This is a genomic window from Micromonospora sp. CPCC 205546 (genome assembly GCF_036902715.1).
Taxonomy (GTDB): domain Bacteria; phylum Actinomycetota; class Actinomycetes; order Mycobacteriales; family Micromonosporaceae; genus Micromonospora.
In genome coordinates, this window is record NZ_JBAKHL010000021.1 from 43,559 (window position 1) to 69,340 (window position 25,782).

The following is a 25,782-nucleotide window of genomic DNA, read 5'->3' on the forward strand; positions in this document are numbered from 1 at the left end:
CGTAGGGGTCATGCGGCACGGCAAGTATCCGTTCGTGATCGGGTTCCTCTTCGTCCCGGTCACGCTGTACGTGGTCTTCGTCATCGCGCCGTACGCGCAGGCGTTCCAGATCTCGATGACCAACTGGCGAGGGCTCTCGGCCCCGCAGTGGGTGGGCTTCGACAACTTCCGGAGGTTGTTCGACGACGACAACTTCTGGAAGGCGGTCCAGCACCACGGCGTACTGCTGCTTGCCCTGCCGCTGATCACCATCGCCATCGCGCTGTTCTTCTCGTTCCTGCTCAACGTGGGCGGCAAGAGCAGCGGCGGGCAACGCCAGGGGGTCTGGGGGTCGAAGTTCTACCGGGTGGTGTTCTTCTTCCCCCAGGTCCTGGCGGTGGCCATCATCGCGGTGCTGTTCCAGATGGTCTACCGGCCCAACGAGTCCGGCCTGATCAACGGCGTGCTGATGAAGCTCGGCTTCGACCCGGTGCTCTTCCTGGTCCGGCCGAACCTGGCGCTCTGGTCGATCATCGGCGTGCTGGTCTGGCAGGCGGTCGGCTTCTACGTGGTGCTCTTCTCGGCGGGCATGGCCTCCATCCCGGGCGAGATCTACGAGGCCGCCGAGGTGGACGGGGCGAGCCGCGTGACGCTGTTCTTCCGGGTGACCCTGCCGCTGCTCTGGGACACCCTCCAGGTCGCCTGGGTCTACCTGGGCATCGCCGCGTTCGACGCGTTCGCCATCGTCTCGGTGCTCTCGGTCGACGGCGGCGGCCCGGACGGCGCCACCACCGTGCTGGCGATGGAGATCTACCGCAACGCCTTCGTCTACTCGAAGTACGGCTACGCCTCCGCCATGGGCGTGGCGCTGTTCTTCCTCACCCTCACGTTCGCGGCGTTGACGCTGCGGCTGACCAAGCGGGAAAGCGTGGAGTACTGATGAACCCGCAGACGACGCTGCCGCCGACGCCGGCGGCGCTACCGCCGAAGACCGTGAAGCCGGGCGCCGCGGGTGGGCGCGGCGGCAGGGGCAGGCGCTCGGAGGTACGGCTCCTCGCCACCCTCGGGCACGTGGCGCTCGCGGTCTGGGCGGTGATCGTGGTCGTGCCCATCCTCTGGACCTTCCTCGCCTCGTTCAAGAACACCACGGAGATCTTCAGCAGCCCCTGGACCCTGCCGGGCGAGCTGCGGTTCGAGAACTACGCCCGGGCGTGGAACAAGGCCAACGTCGGGCGCTACTTCCTCAACAGCGTGATCGTGGTGGCGTGCAGCACCTTCGGCACCATGCTGCTGGGCTCGATGGCCGCGTACGTGCTGGCGCGCTACAAGTTCTGGGGCAACCGGGCGATCTACTACCTGTTCGTCTCGGGGCTGGCGTTCCCGGTCTTCCTGGCTCTCGTGCCGCTCTTCTTCGTGGTGAAGAACCTGGGGCTGCTGGACACCCACACCGGGGTGGTGCTGGTCTACATCGCCTACTCGCTGCCGTTCACGGTGTTCTTCCTGGCCGCGTTCTTCAAGACGCTGCCGTCGTCGGTCGCCGAGGCGGGGATGATCGACGGCTGCTCGCACACCCGGCTCTTCTTCCAGGTGATGATGCCGATGGCGAAGCCGGGCCTGATCAGCGTCGGGATCTTCAACATCATCGGCCAGTGGGGGCAGTACCAGCTGCCGCTCGTGCTGCTCTCCAACGCCAAGGACAAGTGGGTGCTCACCCAGGGCATCGCGGACATCTCGGTGAACGCCGGCTACGAGGCGGACTGGTCCGGCCTCTTCGCCGCCCTGACCATCGCCATCCTCCCGATGATCGTCGTGTACGCGATCTTCCAACGCCAGATCCAGTCCGGCCTCACCTCCGGGGCGGTGAAGTAGACCGGGGCGGCTCAGGGGTGCCAGGAACGCCACAGGGCGGCGTACGGGCCGTCGGCCCGGACCAGCTCGTCGTGACTGCCGAGCTCGGTGATCCGGCCCCCCTCCAGCACCGCCACCCGGTCGGCGTCGTGGGCGGTGTTGAGGCGGTGCGCGATCGCGATGACGGTCCGCCCGGTGAGCAGGGCGGCCAGGGACCGTTCGGTGCGTCGGGCGGTGGTCGGGTCGAGGGCGGCGGTCGCCTCGTCGAGGATCAGCGTGTGCGGGTCGGCGAGCACCAGCCGGGCCAGCGCGATCTGCTGGGCCTCGGCCGCCCCGAGCGGGTGCGCCCCGTCGCCGAGCGGGGTGTCGAGGCCGCCGGGCAGGCGGTCGTGCCAGTCGGCGCCGACCGTGGCCAGCGCCGCGCGCATCCGGTCGTCGGAGGCGTCCGGGGCGGCGAACGCGAGGTTGTCACGTAGCGAGCCGATGAAGACGTGGTGCTCCTGGGTGACCAGGGCGATGCGCCGCCGGCGCTCGGCCGGGTCCAGGTCGGTGACCGGGCAGCCGCCGACGCTGACGACCCCCTCCCGGGGCGCGTCGATCCCGGCGAGCAGCCGCGCCAGGGTGGACTTCCCGGCCCCCGACGGCCCGACGAGCGCCAACCGCTCGCCGGGCCGCACGTCGAGGTCGATGCCGTGCAGCACGTCGGGTCCGCCCCCGTACGCGAACCGGGCTCCCCGTACGACCAGCCTTTCGTCCACCGGCGCGGCGGCCCGGCCGGGCCGCTCCGGCGGCACCTGGCCGACGCCGAGCACCCGGGCGAACGAGGCGAAGCCGCGCTGCGCCTGCTCCGTCCACTGCAGGATCCGGTCCAGCGGCTCGATCGCCTGCTGCAGGTAGAGCGTGGCGGTGACGACCGCGCCGAGGGACACCTCGCCCCGGGTGAGCAGGAGCCCACCGACCAGCAGCAGCGCGGCCACGGGCAGCGGATAGCTGGCCTCCACCACGGTGAAGAACACGGTGCGCAGCGCCAGGGTCGCCCGCCGGGCGCCCCAGACCCGGGCGATGCGCGCGGTGCCGTGCCCGATCCGTTCGTCGGACAGCCGGAACGCCTCGACCGTACGGGCGCCCTCCGCGGTGGTCGTCAGCGTCTCGGTCAGCTCGGCGGCGGCTGCCCCCTCGGCCAGGTACGCCGGGCTGGCGCGCCGCAGGTACCACCGGGTCACCAGCGCGATCGTCGGCAGCCCGGCGAGCGCGGCCAGCCCGAGCAGCGGGTGCAGCAGGAACACCGCGCCGAACAGCAGCGTCAGCTGCACCGAGGCGATGACGATGGTGGGCACCACGTCCCGGACCGTGGTGCCGACCGTCGCCACGTCGACCGAGCTGCGGGTCGCCAGGTCCCCGGAGCCGGCGCGCTCGACGACGCCGACGGGCAGGTTCAGCGTCCGCTCGACGAACTCCTCGCGCAGCCGCGCCACGGCACGCTCGCCGAAGCGGTGGCCGGCGTACCGCGCGTAGCGCGACAGCAGCGTCTGGACCAGCACGGCCCCGCCGATCGCCAGGGCGAGCCGGTCGACGGTGGCGACGCCGGCCCCGGCGGACACCCGGTCGACGATGGTGCCGAGCAGCCACGGCGGGGCGAGCCCGGCGACCGTGGCGGTCGCGTGCAGCGCCAGCACGGTCGCGACGGCGCGCCGGTCCCGGGCGATCAGCTCGCGCGTGGCCCGGCGCACGGCGGCCCGGTCGGCGACCGGCAGCCCGCTCACCGCAGCGCCTGCTCGGCGTCGGCGTCGCCACGGGCCACGAGCAGCCGGTAGCCCGGGTCCCGGTCGAGCAGGTCGGCGTGTGTGCCGGCGGCGACGACCCGCCCCGCGACCAGGTGCGCGACCTCGTCGGCCCGCCCCAGCAGCAGCGGCGAGGTGGTGAGTACGACGGTCGTCCGGCCGGCCCGCGCGCGGCGCAGCCGCTCGGCGATCCGCGCCTCGGTGTGCGCGTCCACCGCCGAGGTCGGCTCGACGAGGATCAGCACCTCCGGCTCGGCGAGCAACGCCCGGGCCAGCCGGACCCGTTGCCGTTGGCCGCCGGAGAGGGAGCGGGCGCGGGTGTCCAGCGGGGTGTCCAGCCCGCGCGGCAGGGCGTCGACGACGTCCTCGGCCGACGCGGCGTGCAGGGCGGCGGCGATCCGCCCCCGGCTACCGTCGGGCCGGGCCCCGCGCAGCAACTCCCGCAGCGTCCCGGCGAACAGGTAGGCGTCGTGGTCGGCGAGAAGGATGCGGGCCCGCACCTGCTCCAGTCCGACGCCGGTCAGCGGCACGCCGCCCCAGGTGGCGTCGCTGAGGGTGTACCGGCCGAGCCGGTCGGCGAGCGCGAGGGCGTCGGCCTGGTCGGCGGCGGCCACCGCGGTGAGGCGGCCGGCCCGGACGGTCAGCCCGCTCGACCGGTCGTGCAGGTCGGCGGGGCCGTCGGGGGCCGCGAGCGGGTCGGCGTGGGCCTGGACCGGGATGGCGGGGACGCCGGGGGCCGCAGGCGGCGCGAGCGGACCGGCGGGGGCCGGGACCGGGGCGGCGGGGCCGGCCGGCTGCCGACTGCCGGGAACCGTCGTCGCGCCGGCACGGGTCGGCGTGGCGCGCGGCCCGCCGACGTCGTCCGGCGTGACGGTGAGCAGGGCGACGATCCGGCGGGCCGCGACCCGGCCCCGGATCAGCTGGTGGCCGCACTCCAGCAGGAACCAGACCGGCACGACGAGTGTCGCGACGTAGCCGTAGACGGCGACCAGCTCTCCGACGCTGATGTCTCCGGTGACCGTCATCCGGGCCGACAGCCACACCACCGCCGCGAGGAACAACCCGGGTACGGCCACCGTCGCCGCGTCGATCCAGCTGTTCACGGAGCCGACCCGGTATCCCTCGACGAGCAGGTCGCGGGAGCGGGCCGCGTACCGGCGGGCGAACAGGTCCCGGCCACCCACCCCGGCGAGCACCCGCAGCCCGGCCACGATGTCGCCCGACCGGGCGGTCAGCTCACCCTGCTGCTGCCGGTAGACCGACTCCGCCCGCTCCAGCCGGCGCAGCAGGGGAGCGACGACCAGGACGACCGACGGCACGCCCACCAGCACGCAGAGCGCGAGCAGGGGCGAGATCGACCAGAGCACGACGGCGACGACCACGTATGCGACCACCGCGCCGACGCCGGGCCCGGTCATCGTCATCACCTGCGCCGCCCGGTCGATGTCGGTGCCGCCGACCGTGGCCACCTCGCCCGCCGCGGCGCGGCGTGGCAGCACGGCGCCGACCCGGGACAGGTGGCGGAGCACCACGGCGGCGGAACGCGCCTTCGCGTCCTCCCGGACGAAGGTCATCGTGCGGTGCCGCATGATGCCCAGCCAGGACAGCGCCACGCCGGCGACGACGATCGCCGCCACCCACAGGGCCAGGGTCCGGGTGTCGCCGGTGCGCAGCCCGTCGTCCACGGCGCGGGAGATCAGGTAGGGGCGGACCGACAGGGCGGTCATCCAGGCCGTGCCGAACAGGCTGCCGCGCAGCACCCGCCACGGCTGGCAGCGGACGAGCCACCACAGGTAGCGCAACGGGCCCCGGGCGTCCGGAGTACCGGGCTCGGGATGGGGGATCCGTGGTGGCACCGGCCCACGCTAGCGAGCCGGGCGCCGCCGCACCGCCCCGTTCCCACCCGGGCGCCGCCGCACCGCCCCGTTCCCACCGCCTGCCGCCGTGTCGCCGCCGACCCGCCCGGCCCGGGGCGCGGCGGCGGTTGGCGGGTGAAGTGTCGCAGGGGCGAGGCAGAATCACGTCCGTGCTGGTGGCGGTGGTCTCGGACGAGCGGGGTGGGGGAGCGCTGCAACCCCTCGACGCCGCCGGGCTGCCGGTCGGCCCGGTGCGGCCGGTCACCGACCTGGCCGCCGCCGTCGCGGCGTGCGAGGCGGCCGAGCGGCCGCGCTGGGTGTGGGCCTCCGGCGCGACGCTCTACCCCGCGCTGCTGCGCGCCGGGGTGCGGGTCGAGCGCTGCCACGACGTGGAGCTGACCGAGGCCCTGTTGCTCGGCCACGCCGGCCGCTGGGGTGAGCCCCGCTCGTTCGCGGCGGCCTGGGCCCGGCTGGCCGGCGGGCCGGTGCCGGCCGACCCGCCGCCGCGTCCGGCCGCACCGCCCGGCCACGGCCAGGGCGCGCTCTTCGACGCCCTGCCCGGCCCGTCGGGCCCCGGCGTCGAGGCACTGACCCGGGTGTACGCCGACCAGCTCGCCCGGATCGCCGCGACCGAGCACCCCGGCCGGTTCCGGCTGCTGGTCGCGGCCGAGTCGGCCGGCGCGCTGGTCGCGGTGGAGATGGGGGCCGCCGGGCTGCCCTGGCGGGTCGACGTGCACGACGAGGTCCTCGCCGAGCTGCTGGGCGAGCCGTCGCCGGTGGGCGGCCCGCCGCGCCGGTTGGCCGAGCTGTCCGCGCGGATCGCCGACGCGTTCGGCGTACGCCAGCTGCACGCCGACTCCCCGGCGGAGCTGTTGCGGGCGTTCGCCCGGGCCGGCGTGGAACTGCCCAACACCCGGGCCTGGGTGCTGCGCGGGGTGGACCATCCGGCGGTGCCGCTGGTCCTGGAATACAAGGAGCTCTACCGGATCTGGACGGCGCACGGCTGGGCCTGGCGCGACGCGTGGGTGCGCGACGGCCGCTTCCAGCCGGAGTACGTGCCGGGCGGGGTGGTCTCCGGCCGCTGGGCGACCCGGGGCGGCGGTGCGTTGCAGATCCCCAAGGTGATCCGGCGGGCGGTGGTGGCCGATCCGGGCTGGCGGTTCGTGGTCGCCGACGCCGGCCAGCTGGAGCCGAGGGTGCTCGCCGCGGTCTCCGGCGACGCCCGGCTCGCGGCCGCCGGTGGCGCCGGCGACCTCTACGCCGCCCTCGCCCAGGACGCCTTCGGCGGCGACCGGCCCCGGGCCAAGGTGGCGCTGCTCGGCGCGATGTACGGGCAGACCGGCGGGGCGGCCGTGCCGGCGCTGGCGGTGCTGCGGCGCAACTACCCGACGGCCTTCGGCTACGTGGAGGCGGCCGCCCGCACGGGGGAGGCCGGCGGGCTGGTGCGCTCCTGGCTGGGGCGCACCTGCCCGCCCGGCACGGCCGGCTTCGGCGACGTCGACGTCGACGCGGACGTTTCCGACGGCGACGACCCCCAGTCGCCGCGCGCGCGGGCGGCCCGGTCCCGGGGGCGGTTCACCCGAAACTTCGTCATCCAGGCCACCGCCGCCGAGTGGGCCTCGACCCTGCTGGCGACGCTGCGCGGCCAGCTCGCCGACACCGGCGCGGAGCTGGTCTTCTTCCAGCACGACGAGGTGGTCGTGCACTGCCCGGCGCAGCGGGCCGACTCGGTCGCCGACACGGTCGCCCGGTGCGGTGAGCAGGCCACGGCGCTGCTCTTCGGCGACACCCCGGTCCGCTTCCCGCTGGACCTGTCCGTCGTGGACTGCTACGCCGACGCGGCCTGACGGCTCCCGCCCCGGGTCGGTACGCCGGATCCGCGGTCGGCGGCGTCCCACGCGTGCCGCGACTCGGCTGCCGGGCGTACGGACGGCGGCCGACGCACCGGACGCCGGGCACCGGCGAGGACGTGGCCGTCGCGGCAGGGGCGCGCGCTCGCTGACGGGGCAGGGAACGACGGCGTCCTCCTGAGCGCCGGCACGCCCCCTCGGGGGCGGCGTCGCGCGGTTCCGGACCGGTAACAGTTGGACTATTTTCCCTTTTCGCCCCGCTACCCCGCCCGCCTCCTCGTCGTTGCTCCCGATGTCCGTACGACGGAGCGGGCCGTGCCCTCGCGTCACGGCCCGCTCCACGGTGGAGGGGGCCCAGCTGAACCGGATCGCAGGAATGATCATCGCCGCGGGCGGGGGGCGCCGCATCGGCGGTCCCGAGGCGCTGCTGCACCAGGGGGAGAAGCCCCTGGTGAACCAGATGATCGACACGATGACCGAGGCGGGCTGCGAGCGGATCGTGGTCGTGCTCGGCGCCGCGGCCGACCAGGTCCGCGCGACGGCGGACCTGAGCCGGGCCACGGTGGTGATCAACCGGGCGTGGGGGACCGGCGTCGGCTCGTCCATCCGGGCCGGTCTGGCCGCACTCGACGACGACGGCATCGAGGCGGTCGTGGTGGTGCCGGTCGACATGCCCGGCCTGACCGCGACCGCCGTACGCCGGGTGGTCGCGCTGCCGTACCCCGACGTGCTGGTCTGCGCCACCTACGACGGGCTGCGCGGCTACCCGATGCTGTTCGGACGCCGGCACTGGTCCGGCATCGCCACCCTGGCCAGCGCGGACGTGGGCGCCCGGCCCTACCTGCTGGCGCACAAGGACCAGATCGTCGACATCTCCTGTGACTCGGTGGCCGACGGCAGCCGGGTCGACACCCCGGAGCTGATGGCGCTCTACGGGCTGACCGTTCCACCCCAGCGTCTCGGCGCCTGACCCCGCCGGGCAGGCTCAGCCGCCAGGACACGGGTTGCTGCCGCGGACACCTTCCGCAACGGCGCGACCCGCAACCGGAGGGACGTCGAGCCGTTCGGTCACAGCGGTGACGGGTCGTCGCGCAGCCGGCTGTAGAGCCACGCGTCGCGCCAGGCGCCGGCCCGAAACTCGCAGGCCCGCACGACCCCCTCCAACTGGAAGCCGGCCTTCTCCAGCGACCGCTGCTCGGCGGTGTTCTCGGCATGGGTGCTGGCCTGGATGCGCTGCGCCGGGGTGTGGCTGAACAGGTAGTCGCAGAGCAGCGCCTGGGCCCGCCAGCCGATGCCCTGGCCGCGCCACTCGGGCAGCAGCACGATGCCGATCTCCCAGTACGGCGCCCGCCCACCGTACTGGCCCTGGAGATAGCTGAGGTAGCCCGCCCGGGCATCCGCCGCCGGCTCGACCTGCACGATCAGGCCGCCGGTGCGCTCGCCGAGATAGCCGTCCTCGGCGAATCGGCGGGCCGGCGCGGCGGCGTCCCGGAAGCCGGCCCAGTCGAGCCCGATCAGCCCGGGTTCGACCGCGAACCGGCGCAACATCGCCAGATCGTCCTTGGCCACCGGGCGCAGCCGTACGGTCGAGCCGGGCGCCTGGTGCACGATGCCGGCCACCATCGGATGGGCACTGTCCATCCTCCGCACCGTAGCGACGGGCCGGGTCGCCCGCTGCCCCGTGCCGCCTCGGGGTGCGGCGCGCCGTACGACGAGGCCCGCGGAGGGCGTGGGCCCGGACGGCCGGGCGATCTGCCGGGCGGTGGCCAGGACGTCCGGCTTCTGCGCGATGACCGGCGGGCCGGGGCACTTGTCGTGCCCCCACGCCGGGCCTCTGTTCCGCTAGCGTCGGCGGACGCGGCGTCCGCCGCCGTGGCACACTGCGGCGGCCGCTGACGCGGGGGAGGTCCGCCGATGATCGGAACGTTGACCCGGCACGTCGCCGGGGCGGTCGCCGCCTGGCTGGTGTACGTCGCCGAGGGGTGGGTCGGCCTCTTGGCGCGGCTCGCGTTGGCCCTGGTCGCCGACGCCAGCCCGGACGGGCCACTGGCCAGGCCCTTCATGGTGCTGGACGCCGCCCTGCCGGGTGCCGTCCTGGTGCTGCTCGTGGTGGTGCCGGCGGTCGTCATCGGCGACGTCGCCCTCGCCCGCCGTGGCGCGTCCGCCCGCACGCTGGCGGCCTGCGGGGTCGCCGCGCTGCTCGTCGGCCTGTACGTCGCCGGCATCGCGGCCGTCACCGGAGCGGCCGTCGCCGACGCGGCGCTGGCCTGGTTCCTTACGACGGCGGTCGTGCTCTGCCCGGTGGTGGTCCACGCGGCCGTGGTGCGGGGGTTGCGGGCGGCGACCGGGTGGCTGGCCCGCTGGAGCCGCCCCGGCTCGCCGGCCACGCCCGCCCCGTCCGCGTCCCCGGTGGCCCGCCCCGGCGGTCCCGAGGCCCCGTGACCGCGTCCCGCCCGCCGGCCGACCTGGTCCCCGCCGACGCGCCGGCCGAGCAGCTCACCTGGCCACCGCCGCGTACGCCGACGCCTCAGACGTCGATGTTGAAGCGTTGCAGCACCGACGGGGCGACCAGCCCGGCCGCCGCGAGCACCGAGATCGCGGTCAACACGGCCCGGACGACCACCACCTCGGTCTTGCTGCCGGCCCGCAGGGCGATCTTGTTCGGCAGCCCGATCGGCGTCCACATCCGACGCTTGATCGGGATGGGCCAGAGGATGGGCACCCCGGCCCGGGTGATCATGTCGCCGAGGATGTGCACGAAGCAGCCGACACCCACGGCGGTGCCGATCAGCGGATAGCCGCGGCCCCCGGGCAGGTTGGCGAAGGTGTACCAGGCGGCGGCGGCCGACGCGAGGGTCACGATCACCCAGCCGGCGCGCTCCGCCCACTTGTCGAACAGGCCGCGCAGCGCCAGCCCGAACATGAAGAACAGGATGCCGATGACCGCCCACTTGCCGTACGCGGCGCAGAGCGTGGTGGTGCCCCAGCCGACCAGCAGGGTGAACGGGATGGTGTGGGTCAGCGTCCGGTGGCCGTTGTTGCGGCGCGGATCCTTGCTGAGCTTCGTGGCGTAGTAGACCCCGAGCGAGACCTTCTCCATCACCTCGGCGATGAAGAGCGAGAAGACGCCGAAGGTGCGGGCGACGGTCGCCCCACCCTGGTTGCGGGTCACCTTGCCGGAGAGGTCGAGGTCGGGGAAGAGCGCCCCACCGGCGCAGACCGCCGTGCCGACGGCGAGTTCCAGCGGCGACTGGTGGTAGTCGGCGAACTGTTGCAGCGCCCAGGACCCGGCCAGCCACACCGCCGCGCCGGACAGCGCGTGGGACGGTCCCATCATGTCGGCTCACCCTCCCCAGGGATCTTGAGCGCCAAAACTACGCCACTGTAGTTCGCCGGTGCGGCGCAGGGGCATCGCCGGGACGTCCACTACGGACGGTGGCGGGGAGGGGGTGGGTGGCGCTGGGCGTACCGGCAGGAAGTATGTCCTGCCGGGGCGGCGCGGCGGGCCGGTCTGTCGGGCACCGGACGGCGGGGATGCCCCCTGCTCAGCGGGCGCCACCGACGGCGAGCAGGTTCCCCTCGGGGATGGTGATCTTCTGGCGGGCCCCGCCGAGCCGGGCGGCGGCACGCCGGGCCTGCGTCGGGCCGTGCTCGCGGCACGCCGTCGCGTACGTGCCGGCGGTGCGGGCGGCGATGGCCGTCCAGCCGTACCGCTGGCCGACCATGGTGCGCGCCTGCCGGGCCACCCGCCGGGCGAGGACCTCGTCGCCGAGGAGCCGGTCGACCGCCTCGCCGAGGGCGCCGGGATCGCTGTGCGGGAAGGTCACCCCGGTCACGCCCGGCTCGACGATCTCGGCGAGGCCGCCGGTGCGGGCCACGGCCAGCGGCGCGCCGGCCGCCGCGGCCTCCAGGGCCACCATCCCGAACGGCTCGTAGAGGCTGGGCACCACGGTCGCGTCGGTGGCGCCGAGCAGCGCCGGCAGCCGGGTCGAGTCGAGAAAGCCCGCGAAGCGTACGGTCTGCCCCAGCGCGAGGCGGCGCGTCTGCTCCTCCAGCTCGGCGCGGTAGGGGCCGTCGCCGGCGATCACCACCCGCAGCCCGGGGTGCCGGTCGCGCAGGTACGGCACGGCGTGCACCAGGTGCTGTACGCCCTTCTCGTAGACCAGTCGGCCGGCGTACCCGACGAGCGGGCCGTCACCGGCGAAGCGGGCCCGGGCGGCCGTGACCGCCCCCGGCCGGGCGCGCCAGGCCCGGTCGTCGACCCCGTTGGGCACCACGTCGATCTGCCCGACCGGCACGTCGAAGAGGGTGGTGACCTGCTCGCGCATGTAGCCGGAGCAGGCGATGACCCGGGCGGAGGCGTTGCTCAGCCAGTGCTCGACGCCGTGGATGGTGCGGTTCATCTCCTCCGGCAGCCAGCCCTGGTGCCGGCCGGCCTCGGTGGCGTGGACGGTGGTCACCAGGGGCAGGTCGAGGTGCTCGGCGACGGTGATCGCGGTGTGTGCGACGAGCCAGTCGTGGGCGTGGACGACGTCGTAGGAGCCGGCCTCGGTGGCGCGTAGCGCGGCGCGGGTGAGGGTGTGGTTGAAGGCCATGGTCCAGGCGAGCAGGGAGGAGGTGGCCAGGGGGAAGGTGACCGGGTCCTCGGCGGCGCGGACGATGCGTACGCCGTCGGCGTACTCCTCCAGGGGTGCGCCGTCGGTGTGTCGGGTGACGACGGTGACCTCGTGCCCGGCGGCGGCCAGGGCGACGGACAGGGCGTGCACGTGCCGGCCGAGCCCGCCGACGAGGACCGGCGGGTACTCCCAGGAGAGCATCAGCACCCGCTGTCGCCGGGCGGGGTGGATGTCGATCACGTCGGCGTCAGGTGACATGCGGTCCCCTTCGAGTCGTCCCCGGGTACGCGCCGACGGCACCGGAGCGGTGCCCCGTGACGGTCGCGACCGGATCGGGACCCATCCTGCTGGTGGCCGGCTAACCGGCGGAGACGCCGCCGTTGCGGTCGTGTAAAGCGTTACCGGCCGTTCCTGCGGGCACGCAGCAGCTCGGCGACCGACCACGCCTGGAACGGGCACCCGGTGGCGGCGTGCGGCGCGAGGCCGTCGGCCGTCTCACTGACCGATCCTAGGCCGTATTCGGTCAGATGTGCCTCGATGCCGACGAAAAGGTCATCGACCGACATCTTGGCCCGCCGGGCGGCGTCGGCGTACGGGCCGAGCAGCCACGGCCAGACGGTGCCCTGGTGGTAGGCGCCGTCCCGCTCGGCCGGGCCACCCCGGTGCCGCCCGACGAACTCGGGCGCGTCGGGGGAGAGGCTGCGCGGGCCCAGCGGGGTGAGCAGCCCGCCCGCCACCCGGCGCACGGTGGGCTCGTCGGGCTCCAGCGGGGCGTACGGCAGCGACCAGGCCAGCAGCTGGTTGGGGCGCAGCAGGTCGTCGTCGTGGTGCGCGGCACCACCCAGCGGGTACGCCGGCGCGGGCCCGTCCACCACGTCGTGCAGCCAGCCCGTCGGGGCCGGGAACCGGTCCCGGAACGCGGCGCGGGCCCGCCCGTGCAGCCGCCACAGCTCGCGCGCGTCCCGCCCCGCCAGCTCGGTCAGCTCGGCCAGGCCGGCCAGCCCGTTGACCCAGAGCGCGTTGACCTCCACCGGCTTGCCCGTGCGCGGGGTGACCGGCACCCCGTACACCCGGGCGTCCATCCAGGTCAGCGCCGTGCCCGGGGTGCCGCCCTGGGTGAGCAGCCCGTCGGCGGGGTCGACGGCGATGCCGAACCGGGTGCCGGCCAGGTGCGCGTCGACCACCCCGTGCAGCGCGGGCAGCAGCTCGTCGCCGAGGTCGGTGTCGCCGGTGACGGTGACGTGCCGGCTGACCGCGTGCAGGAACCACAGGGTCGCGTCGACGGTGTTGTACTCCACCCGCCCGGTGTCGGCGGTGTTGGCGAGCATCCCCTCGGACAGCGTCGCCGCGTACGCCCGCAGCAGCTCCCGACCCTCGTCGGCCCGGTTCGTGCAGAGGAACAGGCCCTCGTAGGAGATCATCGTGTCCCGCGACCAGGCGCCGAACCACGGATAGCCGGCCACCACGTCCGGCCCGGTGGAGGTGCCGACCACGAACGCGTCGGCGGCCAGCGCGAGCGTCGCCTCGACCGGGTCGGCCGGCTTCGCCGCGGCCACCACCCGCCGGTTGCGCTCCCGCGCCGCGGCGACCACGTCGGGCGCCGGGGGCGGCTCCTCGGCCAGCTCCCCGGACCAGGCGAGCACCGAGACCGTGTCGCCCGGGCGCTCCAGCGCGCCCGAGAACCGGCCCGCGTACCAGAGGTCCTCGTCGGGGTTCAGGCCCCGCGCCGCCTCCTCCCGGTGGTGCGCGCCGAGCCACCACTGGCCCTGCGGGGTCCAGTCCGGCCCGGCGAGCCGGAACGCGCCCTCGACCACGGCCCCGCCCGGCACCGGCTCCACCCGTGGGTCGGGGCCGTCCGCGCGGCGCTCGCCGTGCGCGTCCCGCCAGGTGCAGACCGCCGCCAGGTCGAGGCGCACCGGCCCGCCGGAGACCAGCCGGTGCACCACGGCCACGCAGGAGCGGCCGTGCGTCATCGCCAGCTCCCGCTCGATCACCACGTCGCCGATCCGCCAACGCCACCGGGGCAGGCCGTCGGTCAGGTCGAAGCGCTCCAGCAGCTCGAAGCCGCGCGGGTCGACGTCGCCGGAGGCCCACTCGTGCGCGCCCAGGCGCACCCGGGCCCCGGAGGGGAGCAGCACCGCCGGGTCGAGGCCGACCAGTCCCACCCGGCGGGACGCCGGCGTCTCGCCGGCCACCACGAGCAGTCCGTGGTACCGACGGGTGCGCAGGCCGCTCACCGTGCCGGTGGCGTAGCCGCCGAGACCGTCGGTGACCAGCCACTCCCGGGCCGCGCCGCCGGTCAGATCGCCGCAGACCTGCGGGCCGAAGCGAATGTCGATCAACTTTCCTCCACCGGCGGCGGGGTGCAACACGCCACGACGAGAATGGCTCCTGTGGTGAAGTCCCGCGGCGACGTCGAAGATGTGCGAGTGATCACCGACGTGCCGCCCCCCGACGACCACGCGCCCGACCCCGAACGGCTCCGGCTGGCTCAGGCCGATGCCGGGGAACAGGACTGGCGCGCATGGGGTCCCTATCTGTCCGAACGGGCGTGGGGGACGGTACGGGAGGACTACAGCGAGCACGGTACGGCCTGGGACTACTTCCCGCACGACCACGCGCGCTCCAGAGCCTACCGCTGGAGCGAGGACGGCATGGCGGGCGTCTGCGACGACCGGCAGACGTTCTGCTTCGCCCTCGCCCTGTGGAACGGCAGGGACCCGATCCTCAAGGAGCGGATGTTCGGCCTCGGCGGCGACGGCGGCAACCACGGCGAGGACGCCAAGGACTACTGGTGGTACGAGGACTCCACCCCCACCCACTCGTGGATGCGCTGGCGCTACCACTACCCGCAGGCCGCCTTCCCGTACGACGAGCTGGTCGCGGTCAACGCGCTGCGCGGGCGCGACGACACCGAGTACGAGCTGGTGGACACCGGCATCTTCGACGACGACCGGTACTGGGCGGTGACCGTCGACTACGCCAAGGCCACCCCGACGGACATGTGCGTCGTCGTCACCGTCGCCAACCGGGGCGACCGGGCGGCCACCCTGCACGTGCTGCCCACCCTGTGGTTCCGCAACACCTGGGCCTGGGGCCTGCCGGGCGGTGACCGGGTGCCCCGCCTGGTCGGCGAGGGATCACGGCTGGTCGGCGAGCACCGGGTGCTCGGCCAGCTGCTGCTCGAGGGCGACGGCGAACCCACGCCGCTGCTCTGCGACAACGACACCAACGCCGAGCGGCTCTGGGGGCTGCCCGGCCGCTCCGCCTACCCGAAGGACGGCATCAACGACCACGTGGTCGACGGGGCCCCCACGGTCAACCCGGCCCGCGAGGGCACCAAGGGCGCGCTGCACTACGTGCTGGACGTGCCGGCCGGGGCGCAGCGGCGCATCCGGCTGCGGCTGACCCGTACCGCCCCGCCGCCCGGCGGCACCCCGCCGCCGCCCGCGGACCTGGGCGACGGCTTCGACGCGGTGGTGTGGGCCCGCCGGGCGGAGGCGAACCGGTTCTTCGCCGGCGTGATCCCGGCCGCCGCGACCCCGGACGAGGCCCTGGTCGCCCGGCAGGCGATCGCCGGGCTGATGTGGGGCAAGCAGTTCTACCACTTCGACGTCAAGCGCTGGCTGGAGGGCGATCCCGGCTCCGCGCCCCCGCCCTCCGGCCGCCGGCACGGGCGCAACAGCGCCTGGTGGCACATGACGAGCTTCGACGTGATCTCCATGCCGGACCCGTGGGAGTACCCCTGGTACGCGGCCTGGGACCTGGCCTTCCACTGCGTCAGCATCGCCCGGGTCGACCCCGGCTTCGCCAAGGAGCAGCTGCTGCTCCTGCTGCGCGAGTGGTACCTGCACCCCAACGGCCAGATCCCCGCGTACGAGTGGGCGTTCGGTGACGTGAACCCGCCGGTGCACGCGTGGGCGGCGCTGAAGGTCTTCGAGATCGACGGCGGCCGGGACCACGCCTTCCTGGCCCGGGTGATGCACAAGCTGCTGCTGAACTTCACCTGGTGGGTCAACCGCAAGGACACCGTCGGCAACAACGTCTTCGAGGGCGGCTTCCTCGGGCTGGACAACGTCGGCCCGTTCGACCGCTCGGCGGCGCTGCCGGTGGCCGGCGTGCTGGAGCAGTCCGACGGCACGGCCTGGATGGCGATGTACGCGCTGAACCTGCTGGACATCGCCGTCGTGCTGGCCGAGCACGACCGCACGTGGGTCGACACCGCCACCAAGTTCTTCGAGCACTTCGCCTACATCGCCGCCGCCGCGTACGAGCAGGGCCTGTGGGACGCCGAGGACGAGTTCTTCTACGACGTGCTGCGCCTCGCCGACGGCTCGAAGGTGCCTTTGAGGGTCCGCTCGGTCGTCGGCCTGCTGCCCCTGGCCGCGACGACCCGGCTCACCGCCCACACCCTGCACCGGCTACCCGAGTTGCACGCCCGACTGCGCTGGTTCCTCGCCAACCGCCCCGAGTACGCCGACGTCATCGGCGCCCGGCGGCTCGGCCCCGACGGCCGCCAGCACCGGCTGCTGTCCATGGTCGGCCCGGAGCAGATCGTCCGGCTGCTCGCCCGGATGCTCGACACCGACGAGTTCCTCTCCGAGTACGGCCTGCGCACGCTGTCGCGCGCCCACCTCGACAAGCCGTTCTCGGTGACCCTCGGCGGCCAGGAGTTCAGCGTCGGCTACGAACCGGCCGAGTCGACCAGCGGCCTGTTCGGGGGCAACTCGAACTGGCGCGGCCCGATCTGGATGCCGACCAACTTCCTGCTGATCAGCGCGCTGCGCGACTACGCCGCCTTCTTCGGCGACGACCTGCAGGTGGAGTATCCGACGCGCTCCGGGGAGAAGCGGACCCTCGACGAGATCGCCGACGACCTCTCCGCGCGGCTGATCTCGCTGTTCACCCGCGACGGCTGGGGCCGGCGGCCGATCTACGGCGCCGCCCAGCTCTTCCAGACCCACCCGGACTGGCGGGACCTGATCTGCTTCCCCGAGTACTTCCACGGCGACAACGGCGCGGGGCTGGGCGCCTGGCACCAGACGGGCTGGACGGCGCTGGTCGCCGACCTGATCCTCACCCTGCGCCGCTGAGCCGAGCAGCGCCGCCCTCTACCGCCGCTTCCCCGACCCGGCCGCGCTCATGTCCGCCGTGGCGGTGCGCGGCTTCGCCGACCTGGCCGCCGCGCTCGCCGCCGCCCGGGCCGCCGCCACCGGGCGTGCTGACTGGCCGGCGGTGGTCGCGGCCTACCTGGACTTCGCGTACGCCAGTCCCGAGGTCTACGACGCGATGCTCGCGCACACCGCGGACCTCACCCTGGGCCGCGACCGGGGGCCGGGTGCGCCCGGCGCGGCCTTCGCCGAGTTGCGCGCCGCCCGGGCCCCGCTGGCTGCCGGGCGCGATCCCGACACGCTCGCCGAACTCGGCTGGGCGTTGCTGCACGGCACCGTCATGCTCACCCGGGGCGGCCGGCTGCGCCCGGACAAGCAGGAGCAGCGGGAGGACATGATCATGTCGGGGCTGCTCACCGGCCCGGGCGCCACGGCGTCGACCGGGGACGAGCCGACCCCGGGAAAACCCGGCTGACCGGGCCGGCGGGCCCGCAGTACCGTGGCCCCGGCCGACACGGGTGGAGGAGAGTCATGGGGAACGCGACGCGCCGCCGCGAGGGGCAGGTGCTCGTCTTCGACGCCGACGACACGCTCTGGGAGAACAACGTCCTGTTCGAGCGGGTGATCGACGACTTCCTGGAGTGGCTGGACCATCCGACCCTCGACCGGGCCGAGACCCGGTCCATCCTCGACGACATCGAGCGGGCCAACGCGGTCGCGCACGGCTACGGCAGCAAGGTGTTCCTGCGCAGCCTCGGGCAGTGCCTGGAACGGCTGCGGCAACGGCCCGCCACGGAGGCGGAGCGCCGGCGGATCGACGAACTGGCGACGGCCCTGGTGGCGCACCAGGTGGAGCTGATGCCCGGCGTGGCCGAGGCGCTGGACGACCTGGCCGCCCGGCACGACCTGCTGCTGCTGACCAAGGGCGAGCGCGAGGAGCAGCAGCGCAAGCTCGACGCCTGCGGCCTGCTGCACCACTTCCGGGCCGCGCACATCGTGCCGGAGAAGGACGTCGACACCTACCGGTGGCTGACCCGGGAACACGGCATCGACCCCGCCGTCACCTGGATGATCGGCAACTCCCCGAAGTCCGACATCCGGCCCGCCCGCGCCGCCGGGCTCAACGCCGTGTTCATCCCCAACGACAACACCTGGGTGCTGGAGCACGACGAGCTGGACCCGGCCGACCCGGGGGTGCTGCGGCTGTCCGCGTTCCCCGAGCTGCTGCACCACTTCTGAGCCGTTCTTCGGGCCGCCCCGCAGGGGCGTCCGGAGCGCCGGACGCGGTGACGGCCTCGACGGGAAACAGCGCTGGCCGGTAGGGCGGTGTTACGTCGACATGCCGCATTTTCGCCTTGACGTCAATCACGCGGGCCCGGTGCCGTCCGTCCTTGTCGCGGCCCCGACGGCACGCCTAGCCTGATTCGGCGTTCACGGCTCTTCGGGGTGAGTCGGGAGCGTGCCGAAGTCCGGTAGGTGGGCACCATGGAGCTGAGTGCAGGCGGCTGGCTCGCCGCGTTGAGCCCGGCGTGGGCGACGTGCCACGCCCACGCGCTCAGGCGGTGCGTCCGCCACCACGCCGGACGGCTGGGGGCAGGACCGGGGAGTTGCGGCCCCGGTCCTGACGCCCTCCGCCCGGCGCGCAGCCGCGTTGCCGAGGTTCAGCAGCTCGGGGCGACGGTGCCCGACGAGCCCGTGTGGACGAAGCCGTCGGAGACGAACCGCCCGTCGCCGATCTTGTCCCAGATGTCGGTCCAGTACTGGTAGACGTCGCTCCAGACGCGGGTGCCCCGGGCCTGGCAGACGATCCGTACGGTCGTGCCGTGGGCCACCGTGCCGACCAGGGCGTACGAGGTGCCTGGGCCGGAGCGGACGTTCAGCGGGTCTCCGCCGGTGTTGACGGTGCCGTAGACCCCGCCACCGGGGTTGTTCACGCCGTCGCGGGCCTCGGTGAGGTAGTTGCGGTAGGAGCCGTTGGTGTAGGTGGCCCACGCGCTCCATCCCGACCAGCCCCAGATGTCGTGGGCGGCGCGGGCGTTGCAGTAGACCTCGTAGGCGCAGGCGTCGGTGACCCAGGAGTGGTAGCAGTTGTTGATCTGCCATGCGCCCCGGTCCAGGGAGCCGTTGGGGCAGCCGGACGTCGGGCCGTTGTAGCCCTGCGCGCCCGCGACGCACTGCGACTCGGCCAGCGCCACGGCGACCGAGATGACCAGGTTCTCGCCGGTCCAGCCGGCGGCCCGGGCGGCTCCGGCGCAGCGTACGGAACGGGCGGTGGCCTGGATGCCCACCTCGTCGGCGTCCGACGCGGCCTGGGCCGCCGGGATCGCCGCGCCGGGCCCGGCCGGCACCGCGGCGGCCGCCGGGCCCCCGCCGTACCCGATGCCGAGGACGGCCACCAGCGCGACCAGCCCACGGGTCATGCGGCCCATGCGTACCACCCCCGGATGTAGTCGAGTGTGTAGACGGTGTTCTTGCCGTCCCAGCTGCCGTCGGTGCCGGCGCCGTACGGGTCGTTGACGTAGACGCGGCCGTCGTCGAGGTAACCGGTGATCAGCCCGATGTGTCCGTACTGGCCGTAGGCGAAGTTGCCGCTGACCACGACCATCAGGTTGGCGTCGATCTTCGACTTGATCCACGACCAGGTGACGTTGCCGGTCTCGGCGACGGCGTAGCTCACGTGCCGGTCGAGGTAGTCGCCCATCCAGCGGTGGATGGTGCCCTGGGACGGCGTCTCCACCAGCCAGCCGTACGCCCCGGCGAAGTAGTTCCAGTTCGGGTCCGGCGCCACCGCGTCGTAGGTGGTGCCGTAGGCGCTGTAGCTGTGGGTGATGTAGCGCCCGTAGGGCGACCAGTGCCGTGACGGCGTGCTGACGTAGTAGCCGTTCTGGTTGGCGAGCTGGTAGCCGGCGAGGTCCATCACCGCGCTGGTCGGTCCGCAGGCCGAGTTGCCGTTGAAGGTGTCGGCGGTGTCCCACAACTGGTGGATGAAGGTCGAGCCGACGACCTTGGACTGGACGCCGACGTCCCCGGTGCCGTCGCGCCCGCCGGCCGCACCGGTCGGGGCCGCCCCCTTGGTGCCGGTGGTGACGGCCGAGGTCGGGGCGTCGGCGGTGGCGTCGAGCCGCGCCGCGGTCACTGGTCGCGTCGCGTCCACCGTCTGGACGCCGTACCGGTCCGAGGTGAGGCGGAGCTGGGTGCCGGCGAAGCCGTCGAGGCGGTAGTTGGGGGTGACGCCCTCGACGAGGCGTCGGGCGGTGGTCGCGGCGAGGTCCCGCACGTAGGTGCCGTTGAGGTCGTCGAGCCGCTGCAACGCCCGGGAGCGGCTGGTCGCCTTCTCGGCGGGGGAGACGCACGCCTGGATGGTGTAGGCGACCCGGTCGCCGTCCGGGCTCCAGGCCGCCTCGCGGTAGGAGTCGCGGGTGGCGCCCGTACGCACGACCGTCGCGCCGTGTTCGTCGGCGAGCAGCAGGCTCGACGAGGTGCCGGCGCACGGGTAGACGTGGTCCGCCACGATCGCGCTGACCCGCTGCGCGCCGTCGATCCGGGTCACCCGGATGTCGCGGTAGACCACGCCCTTCGCGGCGTCGCCGGCCAGCACTGTCCGGGTGGCGCCGGTGGTCAGGTCGACCCGGCTCAGCGACGGACCCGACGCTTCGCCGGCGGCGCGGTGGGTGAGCAGCGCCGCGGCGTCGCCCTCCCCCCAGCCGACCAGCCGCACGTCGGCCCCGTCGAGACTGGCGACGGTCCGGTCGGGTCCACTCCGGTCTGGTGGGCGCAGCCGCAGCTGCCCGGAGCCGTCGCCGGCCAGCACGTAGCCGAGCCGGCCGTCCCCGGCGTAGACGGCGGAGGTGATGCGTCCGGCGGCGATCCTGGTCAACCTGCCGCTGCCGACGTCGAGGGAGAGCAGTTCGGCGCCGTACCGGCCGTTGAAGTCCCGGATCAGCGCCGCGTGGCGTCCGGTGGGGCTCAGCGTGGTCCGTACCGAATTGCCGGGGTCGTCGACCGCGACGGTGGCGCGGGTGACGCCGTCGACCCGGACCTGGTAGCCGGCGGCGGAACGGACGGTGTGGATGCCGACGGCGGCGGGGCCGGCCGCCGGGGTCGCCGTGGTGTGGTCGGCGGTGGCCGGCACCGCGCCGGCGAGGGAGGTCGAGAGAGCGGCGGCGCAGAGCCCGGCGAGCACCGCCGGCCGGGATGCCCTGCGCGGTGGACGTCTGCCCGGCGGATGGCCGGGGGAGGGCAGTGGTTGCATGTGCCCCTCCTTCGAGTCGTTCCGGTCGGCCCCTGGGGCCCGACCGGGCGGGATGGGACGGTGGTTCCCGGCCGGCGTCCGCGCCGGTCGGGTGGTGCTCACGGGGCCGGTTCCTGGTGGGCCCTGACGAGCCCCAGCGCGGTGCGCAACGTCAGCGCCACGGCCGTCGTGTCCGCCAGGTGGCTGCGCCGGGCCAACAGGGCCGTGGAGACGGGCCACGTGCTGTTGGCCTCGCGCATCAGTTCGGCGGTCGCCACGTCGGCCGGTCGGCCGACGCCGAGGATCCGGTCGGCGGCGGCGTCGTCGAGGACGTAGATCCAGACGCGGTACGGGCTCGGATCGTCGGTGAGACCCGGTCCGGCCACCGTCGTGCGTTCGACCCGGTCAGGAAGGTTCGCAGCCGGGCAGCCGGACGTCAGCGCCGTCGCCGGACTGAACCGGGCCCTGCCGTAGGCGCCGGTCCAGTTCGGGTCCCGACGTGCCTGCTCCAGGCCCGCGAGCAGGTCGGTGTGCACGGCCTGCCCGTCGGCGTCCGCGCCGGCCTCGACGCACATCCGCAGTGACGAGCGGTTGGTGACGAGCAGCCCGTTGGTGGTGTCGACGTGGGCGTGGTCGCCATGGTCGTGCCCGGGGTCGCGGTCGAGCACGGCGGTCGCGACCGCTCCGGCCGCCACCGCCGACGTGAGGCAGGCCGTCAGCGTGGTCAGCAGGCGGGTCCTGAGGGAATGTCGTGCCATCGTGACTCCTCGCGGAAACGTCAGGCCATGACGTTCAGGACGGACTGGAAGTCGGACGGGCTCGGATACCAGTTGGTCCAGTTGCCGCATCCGTAGCCCACGACCGTGCTGTGCATGAGGCTCGGCGGGTTGCAGGTGCCGTTGTCGTCGGTCAGCCCGAAGACGTGCCCGAACTCGTGGTTGATGAAGCCCCGCCCCACGTTGTCGAGGCGTCCGCCGGAGCTGAACACCAGGAAGACGTACGCCCACTGGCTGTCGTAGTGGCCCTGGGCGGCGTCCCACACGGGGTTGTCGTGCTCGACGCAGTTGTAGTAGCCGACCGGGGCGCCGCAGCGCGCGCTCCAGTCCCAGCCGTAGTGGACCTCGATCTCGATGGTGTTGCGGGTCGAGGCCGGGTACGAGCTGCAGTTGCCGCTGGTCGCCCACAGGTCGATGCGCCAGTTGCCCAGGCCGTCCCAGACCTTGCCGGCGCCCATCTCGGTCAGGGTCTGCTTGACGAAGGCGCGGGCCGAGCTGTGGCTGACCTTTGCCGTGTCGGTGGACTCGACGCAGAACTGCTCGTCGTTGGCGCCGGCCGACGATCCGGCGGTGGCGTAGTGCATGTTGTGCAGGTGACGGGTGGAGGACGGGTTGGGGTGTGAGGCGTGGGCGGGGCCGGTCGGCACCAGCAGCGCGGCGACGAGCACGGCGACCCACATCGCCGGCACCCAGGCCGGCAGCCGCTCCCCGGCATTTCGATCAGTCACGGGAGGATCTCCTTTCCCGGTGGGAGGTGCGGCGCAGCTTCCCAGTCGTCGTTCTATTTCTGGTATAGACAGACCGCTATGCTTTGGCGGCATGAGTGGTCGGCTGACCTTCGGGCTGCTCGGTCCGGTGCGGATCTGGTCGGACGACCGGCCGGTCCCGGCCGGCCCGCCCCGGCAGCGGGCGGTGCTCGCCGCGCTGCTGCTGCACGCCAACCGGGCCACCCCGGTCGACGACATCGTCGACCTGCTCTGGGCCGACGAGCCGCCACGCACCGCGCGCAAGAACGTCCAGCTCTACGTGTGGCGCCTGCGGCAGCTGGTGGGGGACCGGCTGACGTCGGACGCGCCCGGCTACCGGATCACCGTCGGTCCGACCGAACTGGACGTGTCCCGCTTCGTCGCGCTGCTGGAGTCCGCCCGCGCGGCCGTGGGGTCCGGCCTGACCGAGGGGGCCGCCACGCTCTACCGCCGCGCGCTCGACCTGTGGCGTGGTGATCCACTGGCGGACGTGGCCTGCCAGGGCAGCTTCGGCGTCAACGTCGCCTGGCTGGACCGGCTGCGGCTGACGGCGTACGAGGAGTACGTCGACGTCGGGCTGGAGCTGGGTCGGCACCACGAGATGCTGGCCGTGCTCGACGAACTCGTCGCGCGGTATCCGCTGCACGAGCGCTTCGCCGAACAGCAGGTCCTGACGCTGCACCACCTCGGTCGTCGCGGTGAGGCCGTCGACGCCTACCGGCGTTGTCGTCGTGCGCTGGCCGACGAGTTGGAGCTGGAGCCGGGCCCGGTGCTGCACCGGCTCGGCGAACTGGCCGGCGAGGCGGGTCCGGCCGACCCCGGCGCGCCCGGGGCGGCGGGTGAGCCCGCCCGGCAGTTGCCGCACACCGTGCCGGCGCTCGTCGGACGGGACCGGATGCTCGCGGCACTGCGCGATTCGCTGGCCACCGGGCCCGGACGCGCCATGCCGTTGTGCGTGGTCAGTGGCCCGGCCGGGGTCGGCAAGTCGGCGTTGGCGGTGCAGGCGGCGCACCAGGTGGCCGGCTCCTTCCCCGACGGGCAGCTCTACGTGGACCTTCGCGGCGCCACGGCCGGCGTGGACCCCGCGCCGCCGCTGGACGTGCTGGGCCGCCTCCTGCGGGCGCTCGGTGTCGCCGAGACGGCGATCCCCGTCGACGTGGCCGAGGCGTCGGCCACGCTGCGCTCGCTGCTGGCCGGCCGGCGGCTGCTGCTGGTGCTCGACAACGCACACGACGCCGGTCAGGTGCGACCGCTGATCCCGGCCGGCGACGGGTGCGCCGTCCTGGTGACCTCCCGCCGCAGCCTCGCCGACATCGACGGCGCCACCCACGTGGAACTGGACGTCCTCGACGAGGCCGACGCCGTCGAGCTGCTCCGCCGGCTCGTCGGCGCCGCCCGGGTCGCCGCCGAGGCCGACACGGCGGCCCGGTTGGTCCGCCGCCTGGGTGGCCTGCCCCTGGCGATCCGGATCGCCGGCGCGCGCCTGGCCGCCAGACCGAACTGGACCCTGACGACCCTCGACGGCCGCCTGCGCGACAAGCACCGCCGGCTGCACGAGCTGCGCCTGGGCGACATCGCGGTACGCACCAGCTTCCTGGTCAGCTACCAGCACCTCACGCACCCCCTGGCGCCACGGCTGTTCGGGCTCATCGGCGCCGTCGACGCCCCGGACGTCACCTGCGCGGTGGCCGCCGCGCTGCTCGGCGTCGACCTGCCGCTGGCGCTCGACGCGCTCGACGAACTCGTCGACGCGCGACTGGTCGACGAACCCGTGGCGAACCGGTACGCCATGCACGACCTGATCCGGCTCTTCGCCCGGGAGCGTGCCGAGGAGGAGCCGGGGCCGCAGCGGACGTCGGCCGTGAACCGCATGCTCGCCCACTACCTGGAGCGGACCCGTCACGCGTTGGCGCTGCTGCGCCCGGGCACCCGGGCGCCGGCGATCACCGGCCCGTCGCACTTCGCCGACGCCGACGCGGCACTGGCCTGGCTGGCCGCCGAGCGGCCGAACCTGGTGGCGGCCGTCGTCCAGTCCGCGGCCTCGTCGAGCACCGCGCGGTTCGGCGTCGACCTGGCCGACAGCCTCTTCCTGTTCTTCGAGATGCGCGGTCACGTGGGCGACTGGATCACCGTGGACCGGGCGGGCATCGCCGCGGCCGAGCGGCTGGGCGACCGGGTGGCGCAGGCGGGTCTGTCGCACGACCTGGCGGTGGCCTACTTCCACCTGCACCGCACGGACGAGGCGACGCGCCTGCTGCGACGCAGCCTGGAGATCAGCCACGCCGCGGGCGACGACGAGGGCCAGGCCCGGGCGCTGAACCAACTCGGCGTCCTGCACGGGATGGCCGGCGAGTACGACCGGTCGGCCGAGTACTTCAAGAGCAGCCTGCGGCTGCGCCAGCGGCTCGGCGACCTGCGCTCCTGCGCCGCCACCAAGGGCAACATCGGCATGGCCTACCGCCTGGCCGGCCGCTACGAGGAGTCGATCCGCTACTGCCGGGCGGCGGCACGCCTCGCCCGCCGCGGCGCCGCCCCGGAGATCGAGGCCAACGCGTTGGGCAACCTCGGTGAGGTGCAGTGCCTGCTCGGGCGCTACCGCTCCGCCCTGCGCTACCTGCGGCGCGGCCTGGCCGTGGCCGGCGTACCGGTCAACGAACGCAACCGGGGCAGCCTGATGGGCACCCTGGCCGAGGCGTGCCTCGGCGACGGACAGGTCGGCCCGGCCATCCGGTACGCCGAGCTGGCCGTGGAGGCGATGCGCCGGGCCGACTTCCGGCACGGGGAGGCGGTGGCGCTGCGCCGACTCGGGGTGATGCTGTGCCAGCGCGGTGACGCCGCTCGCGGGATCCAGCAGCTCCGGCTGGCGTTGGCCCTCTTCACCCAGGTGGGCAGCGCCGAGGCCGACGAGATCCGCGCGCAGTTGCGGGCCCAGGTCGCGCGCCGGGAGGTGCACGGCGGACGCTGGTCGGCGGCCGGTGCCGGCTGATC

At 74.1% G+C, this 25,782-nt stretch carries 19 protein-coding genes; 9 read left to right on the forward strand and 10 right to left on the reverse strand.

What is annotated here, in order from left to right:
• Window positions 1-10: 10 nt before the first annotated feature.
• Both V6U77_RS12850 and V6U77_RS12855 read left to right on the forward strand, forming a co-directional pair.
• Window positions 11-919 carry a carbohydrate ABC transporter permease gene (locus tag V6U77_RS12850; RefSeq protein ID WP_334606514.1) on the forward strand — a complete coding sequence of 303 codons (909 nt, stop codon included), beginning with the start codon at window positions 11-13 and terminating at the stop codon, window positions 917-919.
• Entirely contained in the window at window positions 919-1,848 is a 930-nt protein-coding gene (locus tag V6U77_RS12855) for a carbohydrate ABC transporter permease (protein ID WP_334606515.1), read from the forward strand. The genes V6U77_RS12850 and V6U77_RS12855 overlap by 1 nt, the downstream gene beginning before the upstream one ends.
• An 11-nt stretch (window positions 1,849-1,859) precedes the next feature.
• Here V6U77_RS12855 and V6U77_RS12860 read toward each other — a convergent pair whose 3' ends face one another.
• Window positions 1,860-3,590, reverse strand: coding sequence for an ABC transporter ATP-binding protein (locus V6U77_RS12860; RefSeq protein WP_334606516.1), 1,731 nt, complete (start codon window positions 3,588-3,590; stop codon window positions 1,860-1,862).
• Window positions 3,587-5,464, reverse strand: coding sequence for an ABC transporter ATP-binding protein (locus V6U77_RS12865; RefSeq protein ID WP_334606517.1), 1,878 nt, complete (start codon window positions 5,462-5,464; stop codon window positions 3,587-3,589). The genes V6U77_RS12860 and V6U77_RS12865 overlap by 4 nt, the downstream gene beginning before the upstream one ends.
• A gap of 140 nt (window positions 5,465-5,604) precedes the next feature.
• On the opposite strand from V6U77_RS12865, the gene V6U77_RS12870 reads away from it, so the two are divergent.
• A complete protein-coding gene (locus V6U77_RS12870) occupies window positions 5,605-7,311 on the forward strand; it encodes a bifunctional 3'-5' exonuclease/DNA polymerase (RefSeq protein WP_334606518.1) in 1,707 nt (568 codons plus the stop codon).
• A gap of 379 nt (window positions 7,312-7,690) precedes the next feature.
• Window positions 7,691-8,284, forward strand: coding sequence for a nucleotidyltransferase family protein (locus V6U77_RS12875; RefSeq protein WP_334606519.1), 594 nt, complete (start codon window positions 7,691-7,693; stop codon window positions 8,282-8,284).
• A gap of 98 nt (window positions 8,285-8,382) precedes the next feature.
• On the opposite strand, the gene V6U77_RS12880 is transcribed toward V6U77_RS12875, so the two are convergent.
• On the reverse strand, window positions 8,383-8,955 hold the full coding sequence (locus V6U77_RS12880) for a GNAT family N-acetyltransferase (RefSeq protein ID WP_334606520.1): 573 nt from the start codon (window positions 8,953-8,955) through the stop codon (window positions 8,383-8,385).
• A 273-nt stretch (window positions 8,956-9,228) separates the two neighbouring features.
• Here V6U77_RS12880 and V6U77_RS12885 point away from each other — a divergent pair, with 273 nt between their 5' ends.
• Window positions 9,229-9,756: a hypothetical protein gene (locus V6U77_RS12885; RefSeq protein ID WP_334606521.1), complete on the forward strand. Its 528-nt coding sequence runs from the start codon at window positions 9,229-9,231 to the stop codon at window positions 9,754-9,756.
• A gap of 85 nt (window positions 9,757-9,841) precedes the next feature.
• Here the strand turns inward: V6U77_RS12885 and V6U77_RS12890 are convergent, their stop codons facing one another.
• From V6U77_RS12890 to V6U77_RS12900, 3 genes are all read right to left on the reverse strand, one after another.
• Window positions 9,842-10,651 (reverse strand): metal-dependent hydrolase, encoded by an 810-nt coding sequence (locus V6U77_RS12890; protein WP_311412960.1) that lies wholly within the window; start codon window positions 10,649-10,651, stop codon window positions 9,842-9,844.
• Window positions 10,652-10,859: 208 nt separating this feature from the next.
• The gene (locus tag V6U77_RS12895) at window positions 10,860-12,188 is read right to left on the reverse strand and encodes a glycosyltransferase family 4 protein (RefSeq protein WP_334606522.1); all 1,329 of its coding nucleotides are present in this window, start codon (window positions 12,186-12,188) and stop codon (window positions 10,860-10,862) included.
• 140 nt (window positions 12,189-12,328) lie between these two features.
• A complete protein-coding gene (locus tag V6U77_RS12900) occupies window positions 12,329-14,272 on the reverse strand; it encodes an amylo-alpha-1,6-glucosidase (protein WP_334606523.1) in 1,944 nt (647 codons plus the stop codon).
• A 42-nt stretch (window positions 14,273-14,314) separates the two neighbouring features.
• On the opposite strand from V6U77_RS12900, the gene V6U77_RS12905 reads away from it, so the two are divergent.
• The 3 genes from V6U77_RS12905 to V6U77_RS12915 are packed head-to-tail and all read left to right on the forward strand — an operon-like array spanning window position 14,315 to window position 18,280.
• Entirely contained in the window at window positions 14,315-17,023 is a 2,709-nt protein-coding gene (locus V6U77_RS12905; protein WP_334606524.1) for an MGH1-like glycoside hydrolase domain-containing protein, read from the forward strand.
• Window positions 17,024-17,072: 49 nt separating this feature from the next.
• Window positions 17,073-17,516 carry a TetR-like C-terminal domain-containing protein gene (locus V6U77_RS12910; RefSeq protein WP_334606525.1) on the forward strand — a complete coding sequence of 148 codons (444 nt, stop codon included), beginning with the start codon at window positions 17,073-17,075 and terminating at the stop codon, window positions 17,514-17,516.
• 56 nt (window positions 17,517-17,572) lie between these two features.
• A complete protein-coding gene (locus tag V6U77_RS12915; protein WP_334606526.1) occupies window positions 17,573-18,280 on the forward strand; it encodes an HAD family hydrolase in 708 nt (235 codons plus the stop codon).
• A gap of 422 nt (window positions 18,281-18,702) precedes the next feature.
• Here the strand turns inward: V6U77_RS12915 and V6U77_RS12920 are convergent, their stop codons facing one another.
• The 4 genes from V6U77_RS12920 to V6U77_RS12935 form a co-directional block, all read right to left on the reverse strand.
• On the reverse strand, window positions 18,703-19,470 hold the full coding sequence (locus V6U77_RS12920; protein ID WP_334606527.1) for an SH3 domain-containing protein: 768 nt from the start codon (window positions 19,468-19,470) through the stop codon (window positions 18,703-18,705).
• Window positions 19,458-21,293, reverse strand: a complete 1,836-nt coding sequence (locus V6U77_RS12925) for a C39 family peptidase (protein WP_334606528.1) — start codon at window positions 21,291-21,293, stop codon at window positions 19,458-19,460. Before V6U77_RS12925 ends, V6U77_RS12920 begins: the two co-directional genes overlap by 13 nt.
• Window positions 21,294-21,391: 98 nt before the next feature.
• Window positions 21,392-22,030: a hypothetical protein gene (locus tag V6U77_RS12930; protein ID WP_334606529.1), complete on the reverse strand. Its 639-nt coding sequence runs from the start codon at window positions 22,028-22,030 to the stop codon at window positions 21,392-21,394.
• Window positions 22,031-22,050: 20 nt separating this feature from the next.
• Window positions 22,051-22,776: a hypothetical protein gene (locus tag V6U77_RS12935; protein ID WP_334606530.1), complete on the reverse strand. Its 726-nt coding sequence runs from the start codon at window positions 22,774-22,776 to the stop codon at window positions 22,051-22,053.
• A 91-nt stretch (window positions 22,777-22,867) separates the two neighbouring features.
• On the opposite strand from V6U77_RS12935, the gene V6U77_RS12940 reads away from it, so the two are divergent.
• Complete coding sequence (locus V6U77_RS12940; RefSeq protein ID WP_334606531.1) at window positions 22,868-25,780, forward strand: AfsR/SARP family transcriptional regulator; 2,913 nt, start codon at window positions 22,868-22,870, stop codon at window positions 25,778-25,780.
• Window positions 25,781-25,782: the final 2 nt, after the last annotated feature.

Excerpts from the sequence above, each read along its gene's own strand:
- V6U77_RS12930 (WP_334606529.1), bottom strand. The coding sequence starts at position 22,030 with ATGGCACGACATTCCCTCAGGACCCGCCTGCTGACCACGCTGACGGCC.
- V6U77_RS12920 (WP_334606527.1), bottom strand. The coding sequence starts at position 19,470 with ATGGGCCGCATGACCCGTGGGCTGGTCGCGCTGGTGGCCGTCCTCGGC.
- V6U77_RS12880 (WP_334606520.1), bottom strand. The coding sequence starts at position 8,955 with ATGGACAGTGCCCATCCGATGGTGGCCGGCATCGTGCACCAGGCGCCC.
- V6U77_RS12890 (WP_311412960.1), bottom strand. The coding sequence starts at position 10,651 with ATGATGGGACCGTCCCACGCGCTGTCCGGCGCGGCGGTGTGGCTGGCC.
- V6U77_RS12850 (WP_334606514.1), top strand. The coding sequence starts at position 11 with ATGCGGCACGGCAAGTATCCGTTCGTGATCGGGTTCCTCTTCGTCCCG.
- V6U77_RS12915 (WP_334606526.1), top strand. The coding sequence starts at position 17,573 with ATGGGGAACGCGACGCGCCGCCGCGAGGGGCAGGTGCTCGTCTTCGAC.
- V6U77_RS12910 (WP_334606525.1), top strand. The coding sequence starts at position 17,073 with ATGTCCGCCGTGGCGGTGCGCGGCTTCGCCGACCTGGCCGCCGCGCTC.
- V6U77_RS12895 (WP_334606522.1), bottom strand. The coding sequence starts at position 12,188 with ATGTCACCTGACGCCGACGTGATCGACATCCACCCCGCCCGGCGACAG.
- V6U77_RS12875 (WP_334606519.1), top strand. The coding sequence starts at position 7,691 with ATGATCATCGCCGCGGGCGGGGGGCGCCGCATCGGCGGTCCCGAGGCG.
- V6U77_RS12905 (WP_334606524.1), top strand. The coding sequence starts at position 14,315 with ATGGCTCCTGTGGTGAAGTCCCGCGGCGACGTCGAAGATGTGCGAGTG.
- V6U77_RS12925 (WP_334606528.1), bottom strand. The coding sequence starts at position 21,293 with ATGCAACCACTGCCCTCCCCCGGCCATCCGCCGGGCAGACGTCCACCG.
- V6U77_RS12855 (WP_334606515.1), top strand. The coding sequence starts at position 919 with ATGAACCCGCAGACGACGCTGCCGCCGACGCCGGCGGCGCTACCGCCG.
- V6U77_RS12940 (WP_334606531.1), top strand. The coding sequence starts at position 22,868 with ATGAGTGGTCGGCTGACCTTCGGGCTGCTCGGTCCGGTGCGGATCTGG.
- V6U77_RS12885 (WP_334606521.1), top strand. The coding sequence starts at position 9,229 with ATGATCGGAACGTTGACCCGGCACGTCGCCGGGGCGGTCGCCGCCTGG.